13 protein-coding genes are annotated in these 16951 nt (G+C 57.1%); 9 read left to right on the top strand and 4 right to left on the bottom strand.

Going from position 1 to position 16951, the window contains the following annotated elements; all coding sequences use genetic code 11:
* Nucleotides 1-581: 581 nt before the first annotated feature.
* From AC0L3O_RS06170 to AC0L3O_RS06155, 4 genes are all read left to right on the top strand, one after another.
* Complete coding sequence (locus AC0L3O_RS06170; protein ID WP_473615124.1) at nucleotides 582-968, top strand: DUF3768 domain-containing protein; 387 nt, start codon at nucleotides 582-584, stop codon at nucleotides 966-968.
* A 401-nt stretch (nucleotides 969-1369) separates the two neighbouring features.
* The gene (locus AC0L3O_RS06165; RefSeq protein WP_473615123.1) at nucleotides 1370-2308 is read left to right on the top strand and encodes a patatin-like phospholipase family protein; all 939 of its coding nucleotides are present in this window, start codon (nucleotides 1370-1372) and stop codon (nucleotides 2306-2308) included.
* A 10-nt stretch (nucleotides 2309-2318) separates the two neighbouring features.
* A complete protein-coding gene (locus tag AC0L3O_RS06160; RefSeq protein WP_473615122.1) occupies nucleotides 2319-3260 on the top strand; it encodes a nucleotidyltransferase domain-containing protein in 942 nt (313 codons plus the stop codon).
* A 715-nt stretch (nucleotides 3261-3975) separates the two neighbouring features.
* Entirely contained in the window at nucleotides 3976-5343 is a 1368-nt protein-coding gene (locus tag AC0L3O_RS06155) for a M20/M25/M40 family metallo-hydrolase (protein WP_473615120.1), read from the top strand.
* A 76-nt stretch (nucleotides 5344-5419) separates the two neighbouring features.
* Here the strand turns inward: AC0L3O_RS06155 and AC0L3O_RS06150 are convergent, their stop codons facing one another.
* A complete protein-coding gene (locus AC0L3O_RS06150; protein WP_473615118.1) occupies nucleotides 5420-5857 on the bottom strand; it encodes a SixA phosphatase family protein in 438 nt (145 codons plus the stop codon).
* A gap of 334 nt (nucleotides 5858-6191) precedes the next feature.
* Complete coding sequence (locus tag AC0L3O_RS06145) at nucleotides 6192-8264, bottom strand: hypothetical protein (RefSeq protein ID WP_473615116.1); 2073 nt, start codon at nucleotides 8262-8264, stop codon at nucleotides 6192-6194.
* A gap of 1075 nt (nucleotides 8265-9339) precedes the next feature.
* On the opposite strand from AC0L3O_RS06145, the gene AC0L3O_RS06140 reads away from it, so the two are divergent.
* The 3 genes from AC0L3O_RS06140 to AC0L3O_RS06130 all read left to right on the top strand — a co-directional run bounded on the left by AC0L3O_RS06140 (nucleotide 9340) and on the right by AC0L3O_RS06130 (nucleotide 11440).
* Nucleotides 9340-9747, top strand: a complete 408-nt coding sequence (locus tag AC0L3O_RS06140) for a hypothetical protein (protein WP_473615115.1) — start codon at nucleotides 9340-9342, stop codon at nucleotides 9745-9747.
* A gap of 666 nt (nucleotides 9748-10413) precedes the next feature.
* Complete coding sequence (locus AC0L3O_RS06135) at nucleotides 10414-10644, top strand: hypothetical protein (protein ID WP_473615113.1); 231 nt, start codon at nucleotides 10414-10416, stop codon at nucleotides 10642-10644.
* Between the two features lie 553 nt (nucleotides 10645-11197).
* On the top strand, nucleotides 11198-11440 hold the full coding sequence (locus AC0L3O_RS06130) for a hypothetical protein (protein WP_473615112.1): 243 nt from the start codon (nucleotides 11198-11200) through the stop codon (nucleotides 11438-11440).
* Nucleotides 11441-12160: 720 nt separating this feature from the next.
* On the opposite strand, the gene AC0L3O_RS06125 is transcribed toward AC0L3O_RS06130, so the two are convergent.
* Together AC0L3O_RS06125 and AC0L3O_RS06120 are read right to left on the bottom strand one after the other, a co-directional pair.
* Complete coding sequence (locus AC0L3O_RS06125; RefSeq protein ID WP_473615110.1) at nucleotides 12161-13348, bottom strand: IS256 family transposase; 1188 nt, start codon at nucleotides 13346-13348, stop codon at nucleotides 12161-12163.
* A gap of 1110 nt (nucleotides 13349-14458) precedes the next feature.
* Nucleotides 14459-15100, bottom strand: coding sequence for a hypothetical protein (locus tag AC0L3O_RS06120; protein WP_473615109.1), 642 nt, complete (start codon nucleotides 15098-15100; stop codon nucleotides 14459-14461).
* A 472-nt stretch (nucleotides 15101-15572) separates the two neighbouring features.
* Here AC0L3O_RS06120 and AC0L3O_RS06115 point away from each other — a divergent pair, with 472 nt between their 5' ends.
* On the top strand, nucleotides 15573-15707 hold the full coding sequence (locus tag AC0L3O_RS06115; RefSeq protein ID WP_473615108.1) for a hypothetical protein: 135 nt from the start codon (nucleotides 15573-15575) through the stop codon (nucleotides 15705-15707).
* A 166-nt stretch (nucleotides 15708-15873) separates the two neighbouring features.
* Nucleotides 15874-16923 carry a zinc metalloprotease gene (locus AC0L3O_RS06110; RefSeq protein WP_473615106.1) on the top strand — a complete coding sequence of 350 codons (1050 nt, stop codon included), beginning with the start codon at nucleotides 15874-15876 and terminating at the stop codon, nucleotides 16921-16923.
* Nucleotides 16924-16951: the final 28 nt, after the last annotated feature.

Raw genomic sequence — 16951 nt, 5'->3', positions numbered from 1 at the left:
GCGTGAAGGCACCTTCTGAGCCAGTCGAGTTTGACTCCGACCCTGATCTGTCAGCACGATCTCGTGCAGCTGACGGATCACTACCTGAGCCCGCAGATCTTCGACCTCGTCGTGTGATCGAGAAAGCTCGCTTCATGGCAGGTCTTCTTCCTGGTCCGGCCATCACTGTCCCGCCGCAGCGCATTTACAACTGATGACTCCGACCTGACCCGGTCTCAGGCCGGCGACAATAGGAATATTTTCCTGTATCCTGATCCTGACCGGAGGGGGCGCCCATGTCGGGACGTCAGTCGAAGGTCGATGGTCGTGGACGGCTCGTGGGCGGGTAGGGAAGTCGTTGATCAGTCCATGTGTGAGCGGCTCGCGGCCTCGAGTGTCGATCACATTGCGACAGTGGCCGGGAAGGACAACCAACTGTGGCGGTGCAGTTCGGGAGCGTTCCCGGCTGGCGAGCCCTCGGCTGCATTGCCTGCGTCTGACGCGGGCTAACCACTCCAACCTAACAAGAACTCGAATACAGGAACTGACCGGCAATGGCGCCGGCCAGAAAGGACCAACCGTGTCCAGAAAGGGGAAAGACCATGACGAACCGGAAACGAGATACGCCCTTCGGGGAAGCCACTGACATCAGCCGGGCGCTCGACGCCACTGTCCTCGAGACCAGGCAACTCAACGACGACCTGAGGGTCCGGCGGCTTGGCGGGACCATCGTCATCACCACCGGGATAGCGGCCCTCGGTCCCTCGGCGATCAGGGATATCATCTCGGCCATCACCGCGTTCGATAGTTTCACACCCGAGAACGATCCCTATGGCGAGCACGATTGCGCGGTCATGACGGTCAGCGGGATCAAGATCATCTGGAAGATCGATTACTATGACCTAAGCCGCCGTTACCATTCGCCCGACCCGTCCGACCGCAACGTCACATCGCGGGTGATGACCATTATGCGGGCCGACGAGTACTGACGCGCCGTCGCTGCCACAATCATGCGCAGGACGACTATCCTCTCTCGCGATTGCAGAACCATTTTGGGGCGTCAGCTCGACCTTTCAAGCTGACGCCCACGCCGTTGGCGATTTTATGATCTCCACCATCTTTCCGCGAAATTTGTCGCAAAGGACGTGTCATGAGTCGTCAGAGGCCTGTGCCTTGGTGAGAATCTCCACATCGATCCGCTTACCGAAACGTTGCTCGACGCACCACACAAAACAAGTGGGTGCAGTAGCGTTCCGCCGACAGGTGAGGGGAGCTTTAGCGTGAAATCCCAATGCAGACGATGTATTGCAGTGGATAATCCCACGTCGCCTACCCACCGCCACGAAATATCGACTAGAGTAGCCTTGTATTTTTCGAGATTGCGGCTGGAATGGCCAAGAAGGCTGCTAAAACAAAACCCTTCCGAATTCTGAGCCTGGATGGCGGAGGCGCCAAAGGCTTCTACACGCTTGGCGTCCTCAAAGAGCTGGAGGCGGCAATCGGCCCGCTGCACAAGCATTTTGACCTCATCTACGGCACCAGCACGGGCTCAATTATAGGAACGCTGCTCGCAATCGGCGAACCGGTCGAGAAAGTCCACGCCCTCTACCAGGAACACGTTCCCAGCGTAATGAAGCGGTGGCTACCTTCGAGCAAAACGGCCCGGCTAAAGGAGCTTGCAGACGAGATCTTCCAAGGGAAGAAATTCGACGCGGTTCAGACTGGCATTGGCATAGTCGCCGCGAAGTGGATCGACCACGAGCCCATGATATTTAAAGCCGACGTGAGGGCGGCTCACGGCCGCCAGAAGACTTTCGTGCCGGGTTGGGCTTGTACCTTGGCGGACGCCGTGCAGGCTTCCTGTTCGGCCTACCCATTCTTCTGCCTGAAGACTGTAAAGCTGGGTAATGGCGACACGGTGAAACTGGCGGATGGTGGCTACTGCGCCAACAATCCCAGCCTTTACGCCATTGCCGATGCGACCAGAGCATATAAGGTCGAGCGGTCCGACATCAGGCTTTTGAGCGTCGGGGTTGGAGTGTACCCGACCCCTATCAAATCACTGGCGAGCCCCATGCGGTATATCGGCATGTTTCCGTCGGTGAGGCTGCTGCAACGGGTGCTGGAGATTAACACCCAGTCTATGGACCGCCTGAGGAGCATCCTGTTTGGCGACCTTAATGCCGTTCGGGTCAGCGGCAAATATCACGAGCCGGAGATGGCAACCGACTTGGTCGAGCACGATCTCATGAAGCTCTCGCGACTTCATCAGAAAGGTCGCACTTCGTTCGGCGATCAGGAACAAGAAATCCTTAAACTTCTCGCATAGCGGAGCTATCATGCCTGTCCCAGAGGAGCAGTTGGAAACTTGGTCGCAGATTGGTGCGATCCAGTCGTCGGCTAGAACCAACGAAATCATCACCAACGTTTTGACAGACCGAGGGGCACCCTATGCCAACCGGTCATTCCAGCCGCCCTTTTTGCAAGGCTCTTACAAGAACAACACCAACATCCGGACGGACAGCGATGTCGATCTCGTCATCTGCACCGACGAGATTTTCTATCACAACCTCTACGAGGTGAACCCGCCGAGGGTGACGGCCGACGGAATAGCGAACTTTCAAAGGTCCCACCCTGGCGAGGCGACATATTCCCAAGCGCAGTTCAAAGCCGACGTAACGCAGTGGCTTACAGCGAATTTTGGAAACGATGTGCGCCCGGGAAGCAAGGCGATCTACATTCGCGGAAACGACAACCGGCGCGATGCCGATGTCTTAGTCACCGCACAGTTCAGGCACTATTTCAACTACATAGACGAGGCGCGCCACGACCGGGCTGACGGCATCGTATTCTGGAAAGCCGACGGTACGAGAATTGTGAATTTTCCGCGCCAACACGCCGATAACTGCACGACCAAAAACCAGAACACCCGCCAGTGGTTCAAGCAGACGGTGCGGGTATTCAAAAACATGCGTAATAAGATGATTGAGGATGGCCTTTTGGCGGCGGGCGTGGCGCCGTCCTACTACCTTGAAGGTCTACTATCCAACGCGCCTGACCATTGCTTTGGACATAGCTTCCAGCGGACCTATGAACAGTGCATGGGGTATTTGCGCTACGCCCCGGTTGACGACCTTAAGTGCCTCAACGGCGTCCATTATCTGGTGCGAGCCAATTCAGATGTGAACTGGTCGCCCGACAACTTCGCAACCTATACGCGGGCGACTTCCCAGTTTTGGTATGGGTTCGGGCGGCGCGTGATTATGGGGCTCGGCCTTTAGGGGAGCGGGCATCGGTATCTCGCGAACATGTTGGGAGTTGATTTCCGGCGCCTCTGTGCCCGTCAGTGTAATACGAATTTTACTATCGGACATGCCGACTGCGGAACGGCCACGTCTGAACATCAATCATACTGTAAGCTGCCCGTCCGCTCGGACATACAGGTTGGAATTCAGTTGCGTTCGCCTAGCGAGCGCTCCGCTCTACTTCGCACGATCACGAAACAGCTAACCTGTTGAGAGCATTGATCGAAACCTGTGAACCCAAAGAACGAGGTTTCCAGGTTCGGAGAATACCCGCCGAGAGAACGATCATTCGGCGGAAAGATCCGGCAGCGCGGTTGCCAGCTTTTCCAGAAAAGTCCGCAGTTCTGCGAGATTTCGACCTTGCTAGGTCGAGCAGAGAATTTTTGGGGAGGGTGATTGGCGGAGGGAAGGGAACTGGGATCCAACGTTCTCCATTCGGCTACGGCGTTCCGGTTCGCGCACCAAGAAAGCCCAATCGCTGCAGGCTGAACTCGTTCCACCAAATGCCGGCACTGCGCGTACTCCTCGTCGGGCCACCTGGCCCTAGATCTTCCGAATAAGTTGGCGTCGATAACCACGTTCCGTTCAATGGCAATTGACTGCTTTGGTTGTGTGGCAGAGAATGACAACGAAATAACAGGCAAGTGCCCTTGCGGAGGTAGTTTGGTTTCTCACGGCGAAGGAGATCAGGATGGAAGACGGCGCGCCCGAGGACGACTATACGCCCCCCCGCAACCAGCAACTTCCTTTATCCGAGTTCCGGCCATGCAAGCACACTCGCCACAACCGCAAACGACAAAAGATCTTTAACACCGTAATTGGGTTGGTGGGCGCTGCTATCGTGCCGACCGCAGGAGCACTAGCTCAAAATACTGAAGAATGGATTGTCGTTGGGTCAGATGCTGCCGAGTTGTCGCAGCAGAACTTTCAATCGAGTTTTGCGGGCCAGCCAAATGCCCCCGAATTTGAGGTCGTTGAGGCGCAGAATGGCCTAAGCATCGTCCGGATCGATCCCCAAGTTAGGGGCCTCGTGCAGAATGTCCTCCACTTGGATTTCCACCGCTGTGGCGGCTACACGTTGCATCCGACCCGCGAGTCCGCGCTGCGAGAGCTCAACAATCCCATCTATCAGCCCGGCTTCGTTCACTCGGAAGGCGTCTTTACTTCGGAAACGATCGATCAGCAGGCGGCCGTGTTACCCGCGCTCGAAAAGATCGACGCCGTAAAGCTCGTCGCAACTATCCGCAGTCTCGAGGCGCTCGGAACGCGGTACTACCAGTCAGCGGGCGGCGAGCAGTCGGCCGCTTTGATAGCCCAGCTTTGGAGCGGGTATTTGGCCGGACGTGACGATATCTCCGTCGAGCGGGTGAACCATGACTGGAAGCAAGACTCCGTCATAGCCACTATCCGTGGCTCACTTCATCCCGACGAGATCGTGATCATCGGCGGGCACCTCGATTCCATTCACAATGACGACAACGACAATGCGCCAGGCGCCGATGACAACGCTTCCGGGATCGCAGCGATTTCGGAGGCACTGCGAGTATTTGTGGAAACTGGCTTACGCCCGGAACGGACGATCCAGTTCATGGCGTATGCGGCGGAAGAAGTTGGCCTGCGCGGCTCCGGCGCAATCGCGGGAGAATATGCAGGATCTGGAAAGAACGTCGTGGGTGTGCTCCAGCTGGACATGACCGGATTACATGGCTCGGACAAAGACATATATTTCGTCACGGATTTCGTGAATCCGCACGTGACTGACTTTCTGAAGGCGTTAATTGCCGTGTATAATAGCAGCGGCAAGCATGTCATAACCCATGGGGAGACAGCGTGTGGATATGCATGCTCGGACCATGCCTCGTGGACGAGGAATGGATACCCGGCCGGATTTCCCTTTGAAGCTCAATTCGCTGACTTCAACCCGAAGATCCATACGCCAGAAGACCTCACGGCCAGCCTCGACGCCACCGGAGAACATCAGGCCCGATTTGCCAAGCTCGCCGTGGAATTTGCGATTGAGCTCGGGGGCGGAGCCGCTTCGTTGCCGATGCCAAAATAAGCGAGACCACAAAGCTACGATGGCGATGCGCACTCGGAGGGCGTCCGCACCATGCAAGGAGGGTGCCGCGGCAAGGTTAGACCGGTGCGGGGAGTCCATATTTCAGCTTGATCAAGGTCGTTGCACCGGCCGAGCCGATGGACAAGATGAAGAGCTTATCGAATTCGTGCGCACCGATTGAGTCCACAGGGCCGCCGCCCAACCCACTTATGATCGGCCCAACTGTATTGCTATGACCGACTACCGCAATCACGGAGTCAGGCGACTGATTTCTCACTGCCGCGATTGTTGTCGCGACGTCATCCAACCCGATGATGGAAAGGGCGGAACCGAGCTTCTCCTTTAGTGGTTCGAGAGTCCGGCGCGCGCGCACGAAGCCGCTGTGATAGCCAAAGCTGATACCAGTATCAGCCAGCATCCATGCCAGGAGCCTCGCACGTTCCTCCCCCATCGAAGTCAGATCATCGACAGGCTCAGCCTGCCGGTCGGCGTGGCGAAGCACAAAGACTATCATTAAGCGACTCCCGAAATGAACATAGCGTGATCGTGCGCATGTGAAGGCTTACGGGGCCGGCGCCGGATTCGGCCGAGTGACGCCGATCATTCATATCACGCTGGCTACGGGGTGAGGTAAAGGCTGTCGGAGGTCATCGAAGTTGCGCCGAGCCAAGCTGATGAGTCAAGCTTGGCGCTTATGTGATACCGACAATCTACGGCCCGGCCGCCACAGTGCGGCTGGGGTCGCACACGAAGCGTTTATCCGCCACGCCGGGCCCGTTATATAGCGCTTGGGGCAGAGAGCCGACCCAAGCGTCTCGGCGACTTCAGCGTCGCAAACCCTTCCTGTCCTATGGACTAGGGGCTCGCGTAATGGCCTGGCCATTTGTGTCAAAAGCGTTCACCGGCTCCATTCTCCTCGATAATGGCGCTGTCACTGTCGACTGAGCTTCTGCTACCTCGAGAGTGGAACCTGCGCTGTCGAATGCCTGTACCAACAGAGATCCAGAACTCAGCTTAAGCGAACCGCCGTTAGTCCAGATCTTCCAATAAATTGTATGGTCGCCGGCTGGAAGTCTGACCGCCGCTACCGATCCAAAACTAGTCCATTCATTGGCGCCGGCAGCCACATCGCGATACGAACTTGTCCAGACTACATTCGGGTCAGGATCGTTCAAGAATCCCGTTTGAAACGTATGGCCCGTCGAGCTCAGGCCGCTGGAGTTAGCGACCATATGAATTGCCGCCGGCTGAGCGAGGTGGATGGTGGCCTGGAGAATAACACTGTTGGCGCTGACTATCTGTGGGGGCGTCCACGGGAAAGTAGCTGACGAAGAAACCGCGCCTCCAGCTGTTGCTGCTGGCGGGTCCGGCGGGCGAGGAATGTTGCGCGAGTCGGCCGCGGCTGCCAGTTCACCGAAATGGGGCGAGCCATTGGCAGGATTCCCGTCTGGCGCGTCTATGACGAACATCAGCCGAACGGCGTCGGGAATGTCCGAAGGATTCGCCGCGCTTGCACCCAGTACCAGACGGGTGGCGAGCGCATTGGCTTCGTTAGCGGAGTGCTCCTGCTCTAATTGCTGCACTAGCTCCCAGACGAAACCAGCATATCGACGGCCGATGTTGTGCACACCGTCGCCCGGAGCAGGCGGCCAGAGGATCACATCGGATGCGGGCCTCAAGCAGGTTCCGGCACCCAGGAAGTCACGCCCCAAACAAGGCTGTTGGGTTCCCAATATGGCGAGCGCATCCCCGAAACCCTCGCTGTATCCGCCGTCGACAATGCCGCCTGTGACTGAATCCACACCGTGCCCGAACTCATGCAATACCACGTCCGAATAGGCGGTGTTTGGGCAGCCGTCACCTTTCTTGAAGAAATTGATGGACGAGCCGTCCCAAAAGGCATTGCACGTGTCAGCGATATTGGTCCTGACCGGCAGATTGGCCAAATCCGTCTGACCCAACGCCGGCCCGGCGAATTCGTGTGCGAAGTTGGTCCAGTAAAACGCTGTCGTCTGGGCTACTTCCGATTCGCCGGAAGCAGTGAAATGAATATCCATCGGGCTTGCATTAGTCCCTGATTGTGACGCCTGCAGCCCTGCACCAGCCTGTTCTTCAACTACTGCGAAGGGGCCCTGAAGCGATGCTGCGATCTGCGCATTTCCAGTGCCCGACGGATATGCGTAACGTCCGTTGGCTCCGGTAAAGCTGGCGAGGCCGTCGATATCCCGTGTAACGCGCGTCCTTGGGAGAGCTTCGTTACTGATTGCGGTTTCGACAAAAGAGCTTCCTGCCCATACGGCTGCTGTCACCGTCCCATGATGCGTATGATAAACCTCACTTTCCCACTCGAGAACCCGGGGCTCACCGATTGCTGCGACCCAGTACCGCCGAACAACCGGCGCGGTCATCGGTCCTGCGCGGAGTTTGAACGTCCAGGCTAAGTGACCGGTCTGCTGCTGATCCACCCAGACCTCGAGGGCAGGGCTCTCCAAGGCTGTGCTGGCGTCGTCCAACGCCGGGGCGGCCGCCTCCCGGGCAACACGGACGGCCTGTTCTGCGGTAACTGATGGAGTTGTCCCGTCTACCGTCTCGGGCAATCCGCGCTGGCGTACAATAAGAAGCCGGCCATCGCCGCTGGCTATCGTCATGTAATCGCTCCCCTTTGAGAGAGGCACGCCTTGATAAGCAAGCGGGTGGACGGTGATGAGCTTGTCGTCGTTCTGAGGGGTTGCGTCAGGACTCTGCAGTCCAGCGGGAGAGGCAGCGGCTGCGTTTCTCTCGGAGCCGATATTCTTTGTTTCTCCGGGCTGGATACTAAAGCCCTGCGGTAAGTTTGCTTGGATTTCCGCTGCTGCGGCAAATCCAATTGTCGCAGAGGAGCCTTGGCCTGTTGCTGGGGTCATGATGGGGGTGTTCACCATGCTGTAACCCGAGTCTAGCCGGGCACCGTCTGGAAATCGACCTTGATCCGATGAGACACCCGAGAGAGGGGTTTCTGGTGTTTGGCCATACGACCACGACCCAGGGACGAGGAGTGCCACAGTAGCATACATCAAGCAAATCGAGTGCTTAAGAGTAAATCCGCGCTTCATAAACGGCCTCCCTTGTTTGAGTTAAACTTTAATCACCTCATGTTACGTCCTTGAAGTTACCCACAATTCTGTCAATCGAACTTTCTAGGAGGCCAATTATACCAGTTTTACACTGCTGCAACAAGAGCTGCCTATGAGTCAGTTTTGAAACTCTGCTAAGCGGCCAATGCCTCAGTGAGAAGGGGAGCGGCGTAGAGGGGGCGGCTGCCAAGCGTCCTTTTACCTCCCGCTAGGACCTCCGGTTTCTGTTGATCCGGCCGCGCGCTTGGTCGCCCAGCGCGCGGGCCGGATGGCAATGCCGCTCTGGCTTGGCTTGCGACGCACGATTTCGGCAATACTGATGGACTTGGCTTGGCAACGTGCAAGGCCTTGGTAGCCGCTATCGGCGAAGATATTCCGAATGAAGGGGAAAGGCGGCGGGGGGTGCGAGCAACGGACCTGCCCGTCCCGGTCCTGCGTGCCGGCAGGAAGAGGAAACAGGACCGCGTCAGTCGATACTATCCCAAACAGGGCATAACACTTGCGGCCAATGACCTTCCTTCAGCATCATAGCCTCGCATCGAAGCCCGCACGACTTTGCTGCCGGGCAAGCAGAGGGGTCCACATCGCTCGTCCAAGTTGGCCTGAACAACCCTCACAGATCACGCGATTCCGAGCCACTCAACCCTTTCGAGACGGGCCGGGAGATGAAGGTATAGAATGTCTCTGCCCCCAAGAAGACTAAGCCTTGCTAGGGTTCGAGAGGCTTTATCCCGCCAACAAGATGTTGCCGCAATGGTTTGCGCAGCTATATTAAGTGCGCCGGTGAGCGCTCGACGCGACGGAGGCAGAACACGTGGGAGCACCCTTTTTTTTCAGCGGACTTGTCCTGCTAACTGTCCTAGCGGGTTTTGGAGCTCTTGAAGTGAGCGCAGAAGATCAATTCCTCCACGAGCCTCTCACGGTACGTTTGCTGCAATCTGGCTTTGCTGGAGTGACCGGTCTTGAAACAAGGGTCTCGCCAGACGGCACGTGGAATCAATTCCGTGTCATGAACGGCACGTCAACCGAAGTTCTTAATTCCGGCCGCTTTGGTTCAGACTTAATGGCCGAATTGTCACTCTCCGTAGCTCAAGTAGATGTCGACAGTGTACCTGATCTTGTCGAGCAATATAGGGGTATTAATCCGAAGACGGTGGAGATACATTATCGTCGCCGAGTGTCGGTTTTGCTACCGCCAGATTTCCGGATTGACCAGCCATGTGAACCCGAGAACGGCGATATATGCCGACTTTTGCGAGTGGCTCAGCTTGTGACAGGCGCTACAAAATAAGTATGTGTTTTGATAAGTATGTGTTTTGCTGGAAGCGAAACATGCCGAAAGGACTTGTTAGCCGCATTGAGGGAAGTTGCCAATCCGAGTCGCCCCTTTAGCTAACATCGAATTGCCGTCCGTGCCGGTGCAACGACTATGTTAGGCGACCGGATGCTACTGCCCTGGGGTCGCGGCCGGAGCAGAGTTAGCAGCCCCCAATCGATGGTGAGATGGGAATGATCGAGGAGTCCATGCGTGTGCAATTAACGCGCAATTTCACTGCATTAAGTATCATCAGCCTAGCGGCACCGTCCTAGACGCTCAAAACGTCGCCGTACGTGAATACGATTTCGTGTCGCCCACTACGACCTGATCGACCATCGCGCATGACTTCGACAGATGCCAGCGGGATGTTTCGATGGACCGAGCGCATATCGTAGCCAAGCCCGCTCAAGGCGAATATTCGCACTGCAACGTCCGCGCGGCCGCCACTAGTTTCGGCAGCCAGAGTAGCTCTCGGTAGTCGCCGTTGTATCGCGGTGTGTTGCACACCGCTGAGAGACAGCGCCTGCCGCGCGCGCGTGCGGTTACTCGGGCTGGACCGGGAAGCGGTATTTGATATCATTTCCATTAGGTAGAGTATTCATGCGGGACAGTTGGACGCGAGCGGCTCGGGCAAGTTTCTTGGCGCTCCTTGCATCTATCTCCTGCTCCACAGCGGCCGAGCTGGTCAGCGATTTCGATCACGGCAATCTCGACCGCCAGGTCTGGAATGACTGCCAGATCGACAAACCGCCGCTCAAATTTGAAGAGCAGAAGAATCCCGATGGCACGGTAAGGCGCGTTCTTAGAATGTCGTGGACGAAAAGAGGGGGAACATCGACGAATGCAAGAACTCGGTTCCCTCCGGGCTAGTGTTAACCAACAGCTCGGTCCGGAGCCACTTGGCCCTTCGGCTCATCGCCCCATCGCCTTTGGAGGCGCTCGGTGCCACTGAATGCCATAAGGGCAGCGACGAGGCTCAGCGCAACGAGCTGCGACTCCAGCACAGGCCGAATCTGGTGCACACCCAAAGCAAAGCTCATTGGTATTCGATGACCTTCCGAGCTGACGGCGACATTCCGTCCTGCGGATCGGCCCGCTGGATCTTGGCTCAATGGAAGCAGGAGATGGATGGCCCGAGTCCTTTCTTGGCACAGCGTTTCGACAACGGCGTTCTCCACGTCACCGTCCAGAACGACCATTGCCGGTGCGCAGTAGCCAGGGCGGAAGGAGATTTCGATGCCATTTTTTCCGTGGTTAGCGCCCAGGCGTTGCCTCTATCGGTCCTAGAGAAAAGCGAGCCTATCAAATGCATCCGATCCGACCTGGACACCGAGACCATGTGCCAGTCGTCCGGAATGAGCGTTCTGACCATAGGGGGACCGCGCCCCCTCCGCTCCCCGACCCAAAGCGCGGTTGGGTAACGATGACTTATCTCGTGCGCGGCGGCTCTGACGGAAAGGGGAACGTCGACATCTACGCCAACAATCAATTCGTCGTACGCATCACAGGCCTGATCGGATACAAGACTGAGGATCCTGGCATTGTGAAGTTCAAGTTCGGGCACTATCGTGACCGGATCGATGGTGCTGCCTCAATCAGCGTGGATCGCATTTGTTTTTCATCCGATCCGGACGTTTGCACCCCAGATCTGCAGCCAATGCCGTAGGCTCTGGCGAAGCCTTTAATCTGAAATTAGCAAGTTCGGGTGCGGCCAAAGCAAACGGAGGGAACACAGCGATGAAAGTCGAACCAAGTGAAAGCCTCCGCTTCTTCGCAAGCGTCTGAGCATCGTGGATCGCATGGTGGGGTGGTCGTTCTTCGACGCCGACGCTGCATACCACCTCTTCATTCCAGTTTCGACCTGAGCGCAGCTGTCGGACGTCACATGCTTTATGTCGCTCACAGGGTGATAAATAATCACCAACGGCTGACCTCGCTCTGACTTCCCGGCCGCGCCAGTCGAGCGACTGGTGGAAAACCACCGTTTGCAGTTTGCTCACGCGGGCAAAACTTGACAAGGAATTTCAACAAGTTAAGTGGTTAAATTATTGCAGTGCAGCATGTACAGAGCTGCGTCCGCGCTCAGCAGCTCCGCTAGCAGTAGGCCATTGCCTTTCGCCCGAGTTCCATCACGGCGTTCCCCGAAATGCCGCGCGAGAAGTGGGCTGACTCCAGAATCGGCACTTGACTCCAAACCAATTGATCGCTTCCACAGCAGGCTTGCCATGGGCGACGATCACCTTGGGCTTAATAGTCTTTAGCAAGAAACTGAATGGCGCGATCTCGCGGAGCGCTAAATCAAGGCTCTTCATGTCATGATCGTGCCCACTGGCGTGGTGTAGCTGACGGCATTGGACGCCGTGCTCTCCGGCATGGGCCGGACTGATCAGCGCGCCACTGCCGGCAGGCTGATAAGCGGATCATCGCTCATCTGGCTGATGGTCTCAAGCGTCATGTAGCGGGCCCGCTGCACGGCCCATTCATCGTTCTGTTCGAGCAGCAAGGCGCCGACGAGACGGACGATGGCGTCGTCATTGGGGAAGATGCCGACGACCTCGGTCCTGCGCTTGATCTCGCCGTTGAGGCGCTCGATGGGATTGGTCGAGTGGAGCTTGGCACGATGTTCCTTCGGGAAGGTCATGTAGGCGAGCACGTCGGGCTCGGCGTCGTCCATGATGGTTGCGAGCTTGGGCACCTTCGGCCGGATCTGGTCGGCGACGGCGCGCCATTGCGTGCTTGCGGCCTCGGCCGTCTCCTGGGCGAAGGCGGTGGCGATGAAAGCCGAGACGACGCGGCGCCCGCTCTTGCCGGCATGCGCCAGCACGTTCCTCATGAAGTGGACGCGGCAGCGCTGCCATGTGGCGCACAGCACCTTAGTGACGGCCGCCTTGATGCCTTCATGGGCATCGGAGACGACGAGCTTGACGCCGCGCAGGCCGCGCCGGGTCAGCTTGCGCAAGAACTCCGTCCAGATCGGCTCGGCCTCAGACGTGCCGACCTGCATGCCCAGCACCTCGCGCCGGCCGTCCGCGTTGACGCCGACCGCGATGATGACGGCGACCGAGACGATGCGCCCGCCGCGACGCACCTTCAGGTAGGTGGCGTCGATCCACAGGTATGGCCAGTCGCCCTCGATCGGCCGGTCGAGGAAGGCCTTCACCTTGCCGTCGATCTCCTCGCACAACCGGCTGACCTGGCTCTTGGAGATGCCGCTCATGCCCATCGCCTTGACCAGGTCGTCGACCGAGCGCGTCGAGATACCCTGGACGTAGGCCTCCTGGATGACGGCGGTCAGCGCCTTCTCGGCCATGCGCCGCGGCTCCAGGAAGCTCGGGAAGTAAGAGCCCTTCCTGAGCTTGGGGATGCGCAGCTCGACGGTGCCGGCCCGCGTCTCCCAATCTCTGTCGCGGTAGCCGTTGCGCTGGACAAGCCGCAGCGGGTTCTTCTCGCCATGGGGCGCGCCGGTGGCGGCGCCCACCTCCAACTCCATCAGCCGCTCGGCGGCAAAGCCGATCATCTCGCGCAGGATATCGGCGTCGGGGGACTTCTCTACGAGCGTGCGCAGGTTCATCATGTCGTGGTCATCGGTGGTTCCTTCGAATCAGGTTGTGTCAGCAACCCAACCCTACCGAAGAACATCGATGACCGCCGCTAAGCTACCGCCGACCTACACCACACGGTGGGACACGACCCATGTCATTGCTGGGACAGGCGAATATGTTGGTTTCGAGCACACGCGCCGGGCACGCCGCATGAACTATTTCTCAATATTACGGCGTGTCGCGCTTATCGCTTGGCGCCGCGTCCTACCGGGCTTCAGAGGCTTTGCGGATCGCTCGCGCTTGTATTCCTCGAGCCAGGCGGCCTTCTCGTAGCCGTATCCACTTCGCCAGAACGTCCAGAAATCAGCATTCATCGTAGTGGCAGGGTTGAACCCCACCAAAAAGACATCGCATTCGAGTGGCGATCCTTCGCACACCAGCGGCCGCAACTCAGTCGGGCCTCCTACGAGTGCCCGCAACTCAGTCTCGAACTCGTCTAGATTCATAGTCCCTGCATACCCTTTCTCGCACATACGTACCTGCTGATGTTCCGGTCCGAGCATTTGACTCGTATGAAGGATCACAAGGACGGCAAAGTCACGACGATGCCCACAGCAACCTGAATGTCCGCTCTTGAATATTCGCGGCCCGAAGCTGCCGGCCTGCTCTCGGCCCCAAACGCGACGTCTGGGTAGTGGTTCAGCGATGACCGCTCTTTGCGCGAAACGATCATTCAGCTGCGGTCGCGAAGGAGTTTTTATCATATGTTGGAATTCAGCTGCATTCGCTTAGTGAGAGTTCACCCAACCTGCTGGCTACTGGCGCACTGCAAATAATTGAAATTGTTCAGATTGAAAGCCGAGAACCAAAAGTGCGAAGTTGAGAGCTTCGGAGAATGTTGAGCCAGAGCACGCCCATTCAGCCCGGGGGGCCGGCAGCGCGGTTGGCAGCTTAAATTGAAAAGCCCCGCGGTTCGTGCGCCATCGAGCCGAGGCAAGAGAATGTTGGGGCAGCGTGCATTGGCGGAGGGAAGGGAGCTGGAATCCAACATTCTCTGACCACGGCAAACCACCGAGCCTAAGCATGAGGTGGCCATGCACACTCAGCCAGACGACTGTCCATGCCGATAGGCAGATTACAAGTCAGGAAATCTCTTCGACAGATGAGGCTTCCATACCATGCAAATCCCATGTTTCTTCCGCATCATATCTGATCTTATCCGATTTCACAGAAACATGGATGTGCTTATTGTGTGGGTTTGAACCCGAATAGCGCCGCCATTCCCAAGCCGGGGAACCTCCCACCGTGGAAGAATTGGCGATGCGCCTTTCCCAAATCATATATTTAATCCGCGCATCTTTTCCGGCGTGAAGCGCTCGCGCGATACTATGGCAGTCGCACCCGCCATCAGAATCATGAGTGATGTCCATCGCTGTAACAATGCCGACGATTCCATCCCTAACATTGGGGCAGTGATCTGACCTCCCACCGCCGCCGCAGTGGCGCTCATCCCAGATTGTGCCGTCCGAAGCCTTCTTCCGGTTCGGGGCCATGGCGTTGATCTGAGCTCGAAGTGTCAGCAAACTTTTCGCGACGCGCCACTGAGTGGCTGCTTCGGCGAACTCGCTTTCACGGCCGCCATCGGGGTGAAACTCCGGATCCACATGAAGGTCTTCCCCGTAAGCAGCAGACTCGAGTTCATTGGCTACTTCGCTGGGAGGGCGGTCCTCCCTAGATCGCAAGATGGTCTTAGTCTCATGGGAGCGGATGTCCTTGTCGGTCATGACGAACTCCCTCCTCTCGCAGGATACTCTACATTGGCCTCCCCACATTGGCCTTCTGGAGTCAATTACCCAGCTGAGACTCAATCACCATCACCAGAGTTTGCAAGCTTGTTAGCCTTGAAATTATTTGACTCTGGCACCGACGCTATCCCGCTTGACTCCCAGTCGCCTGACGGCATCGACGCTATCCCGCTTGACTCCCATTCGCCTGACAATGCAATTGCAACAGCAGCGAAGGTAGCGCCGACAAATGCTAAGAACATAGTCTGTTTTGTAACCATGGTCCGGAGCTTTCCTCGTTTTTCTTAGATCATATATAGCCTTAATCTATCCGTAAACCCTCGGCTTGAGCCCTTGACAACTGCGGGGTGTTTCGATCTTGGCTGATTGAGCTGCTCGCTTAGCGGCGAGCCCGAGCCGTCGTTGCGAGCCTGATCAAGTCGATGCGAACAAGCAGCGCTAGGCGGAAGTGTTGGCACCGATCAGTTGGTCGGCTATGGCGGCCACCCGCCGCTCGGTTCAGGAATATCTCAACACTCTAGACGCCGCCGCACCGGGGGGCGGCGAGCGCCATGGGGTAGAAGTTCGTGTCGAGATCGTCGACTGACGGACTCGCACCGCGTTTCGGGTACTAGAGATGGTGATCGACGGAATGAACAACTTCTCGGTGCTTTATAATATCGAAACCTAGGCTAGACGGTATTCGCAAATCCGTCTAAAATATCTACTCATAGCAGAACAACCGGGAAGGGTTTGAAACGGAGGGCGAAATCATGCTTAATCTTATGCGGCTTGTCTGTATCTTAACAGCAGCGGTATGTATAAGTCCCGCGTACAGTCAGCAAAAGCCTGGTCCCGACCTGCCTAACGTTAGGGTACTCGAAGCTCTGCCGCCGCACCTGAACGCCCGGGTGCTTCGACAGGAACAGACTGTCTTGCCGCCGGGCGCCGGTGAAGAGCTTAGGGCAATTTACGAACAGGCCAAACTCTGGAGTCCCGGCTCATCGATGCTTGTCTGTTTCATGGGGGGGCGGCAGGAACTGCGTGCTCGTATAGCAGTTGCCGCTCAGGAGTGGACAAGATGGGGAAACTTTCAGTTGAACTTCGGCAATGTCAACAATCCGGTTGTCTGTGGGCCTGGTGCGGTCTACGACATACGGATCGGTTTTGGTTATGACGGTTACTGGTCTTTGGTTGGGAGAGACAGCATCAACCTGGCTGATCAGTACGAGCAATCAATGAACCTGGAGGGGTATGATATCGTGCCACCCAGCGAGCCCGAATTCTCCCAAGTAGTGCTGCATGAGTTTGGTCATGCGCTGGGTCTGCATCATGAGCACCAGAATCCCTTGGCAAGCTGTGAAGAGGAATTCGATTGGAACACAATCTATCAATATCTTGCCGGCCCTCCAAACTATTGGTCTAAAGAAACTGTTGATTTCAACCTTCGCAGATTGGTCAACGACGGACGGTATACAACCGTCGGCGATTTCGACGCCAATTCAATCATGCTGTATCGCTTTGACGCATGGATGTACAAATCGAGGGAGCAGAGCCCGTGCTATATTGCCAAGGACAACGTCATTTTATCGGATGGGGATAAGGCATCCATCCGCGACGCGTACCCAACCGTTAATGTTGGTGCACAATTGGCCGATCGCGGGGCGGATATCGAGAAGTTGCGGGCAGAACTGAAGGCGGCCCCCATTGACGCTCAGACGTTAACCCAGGCGCTGGACCAGTTAAACGCAATCGTCTCTCCTGACCTGTCCATTACTTCGCGACGCTCGATTACTGACAGGTTAATGGCACCGCGGCAGTAGCGCAGGGCGAAGCCAATGAGACTCAGTC

This window comes from Mesorhizobium sp. WSM4810 (assembly GCF_055811235.1).
Note: the sequence above shows the minus strand (reverse complement) of the source record. Positions and strands in the feature narration are given on the sequence as shown.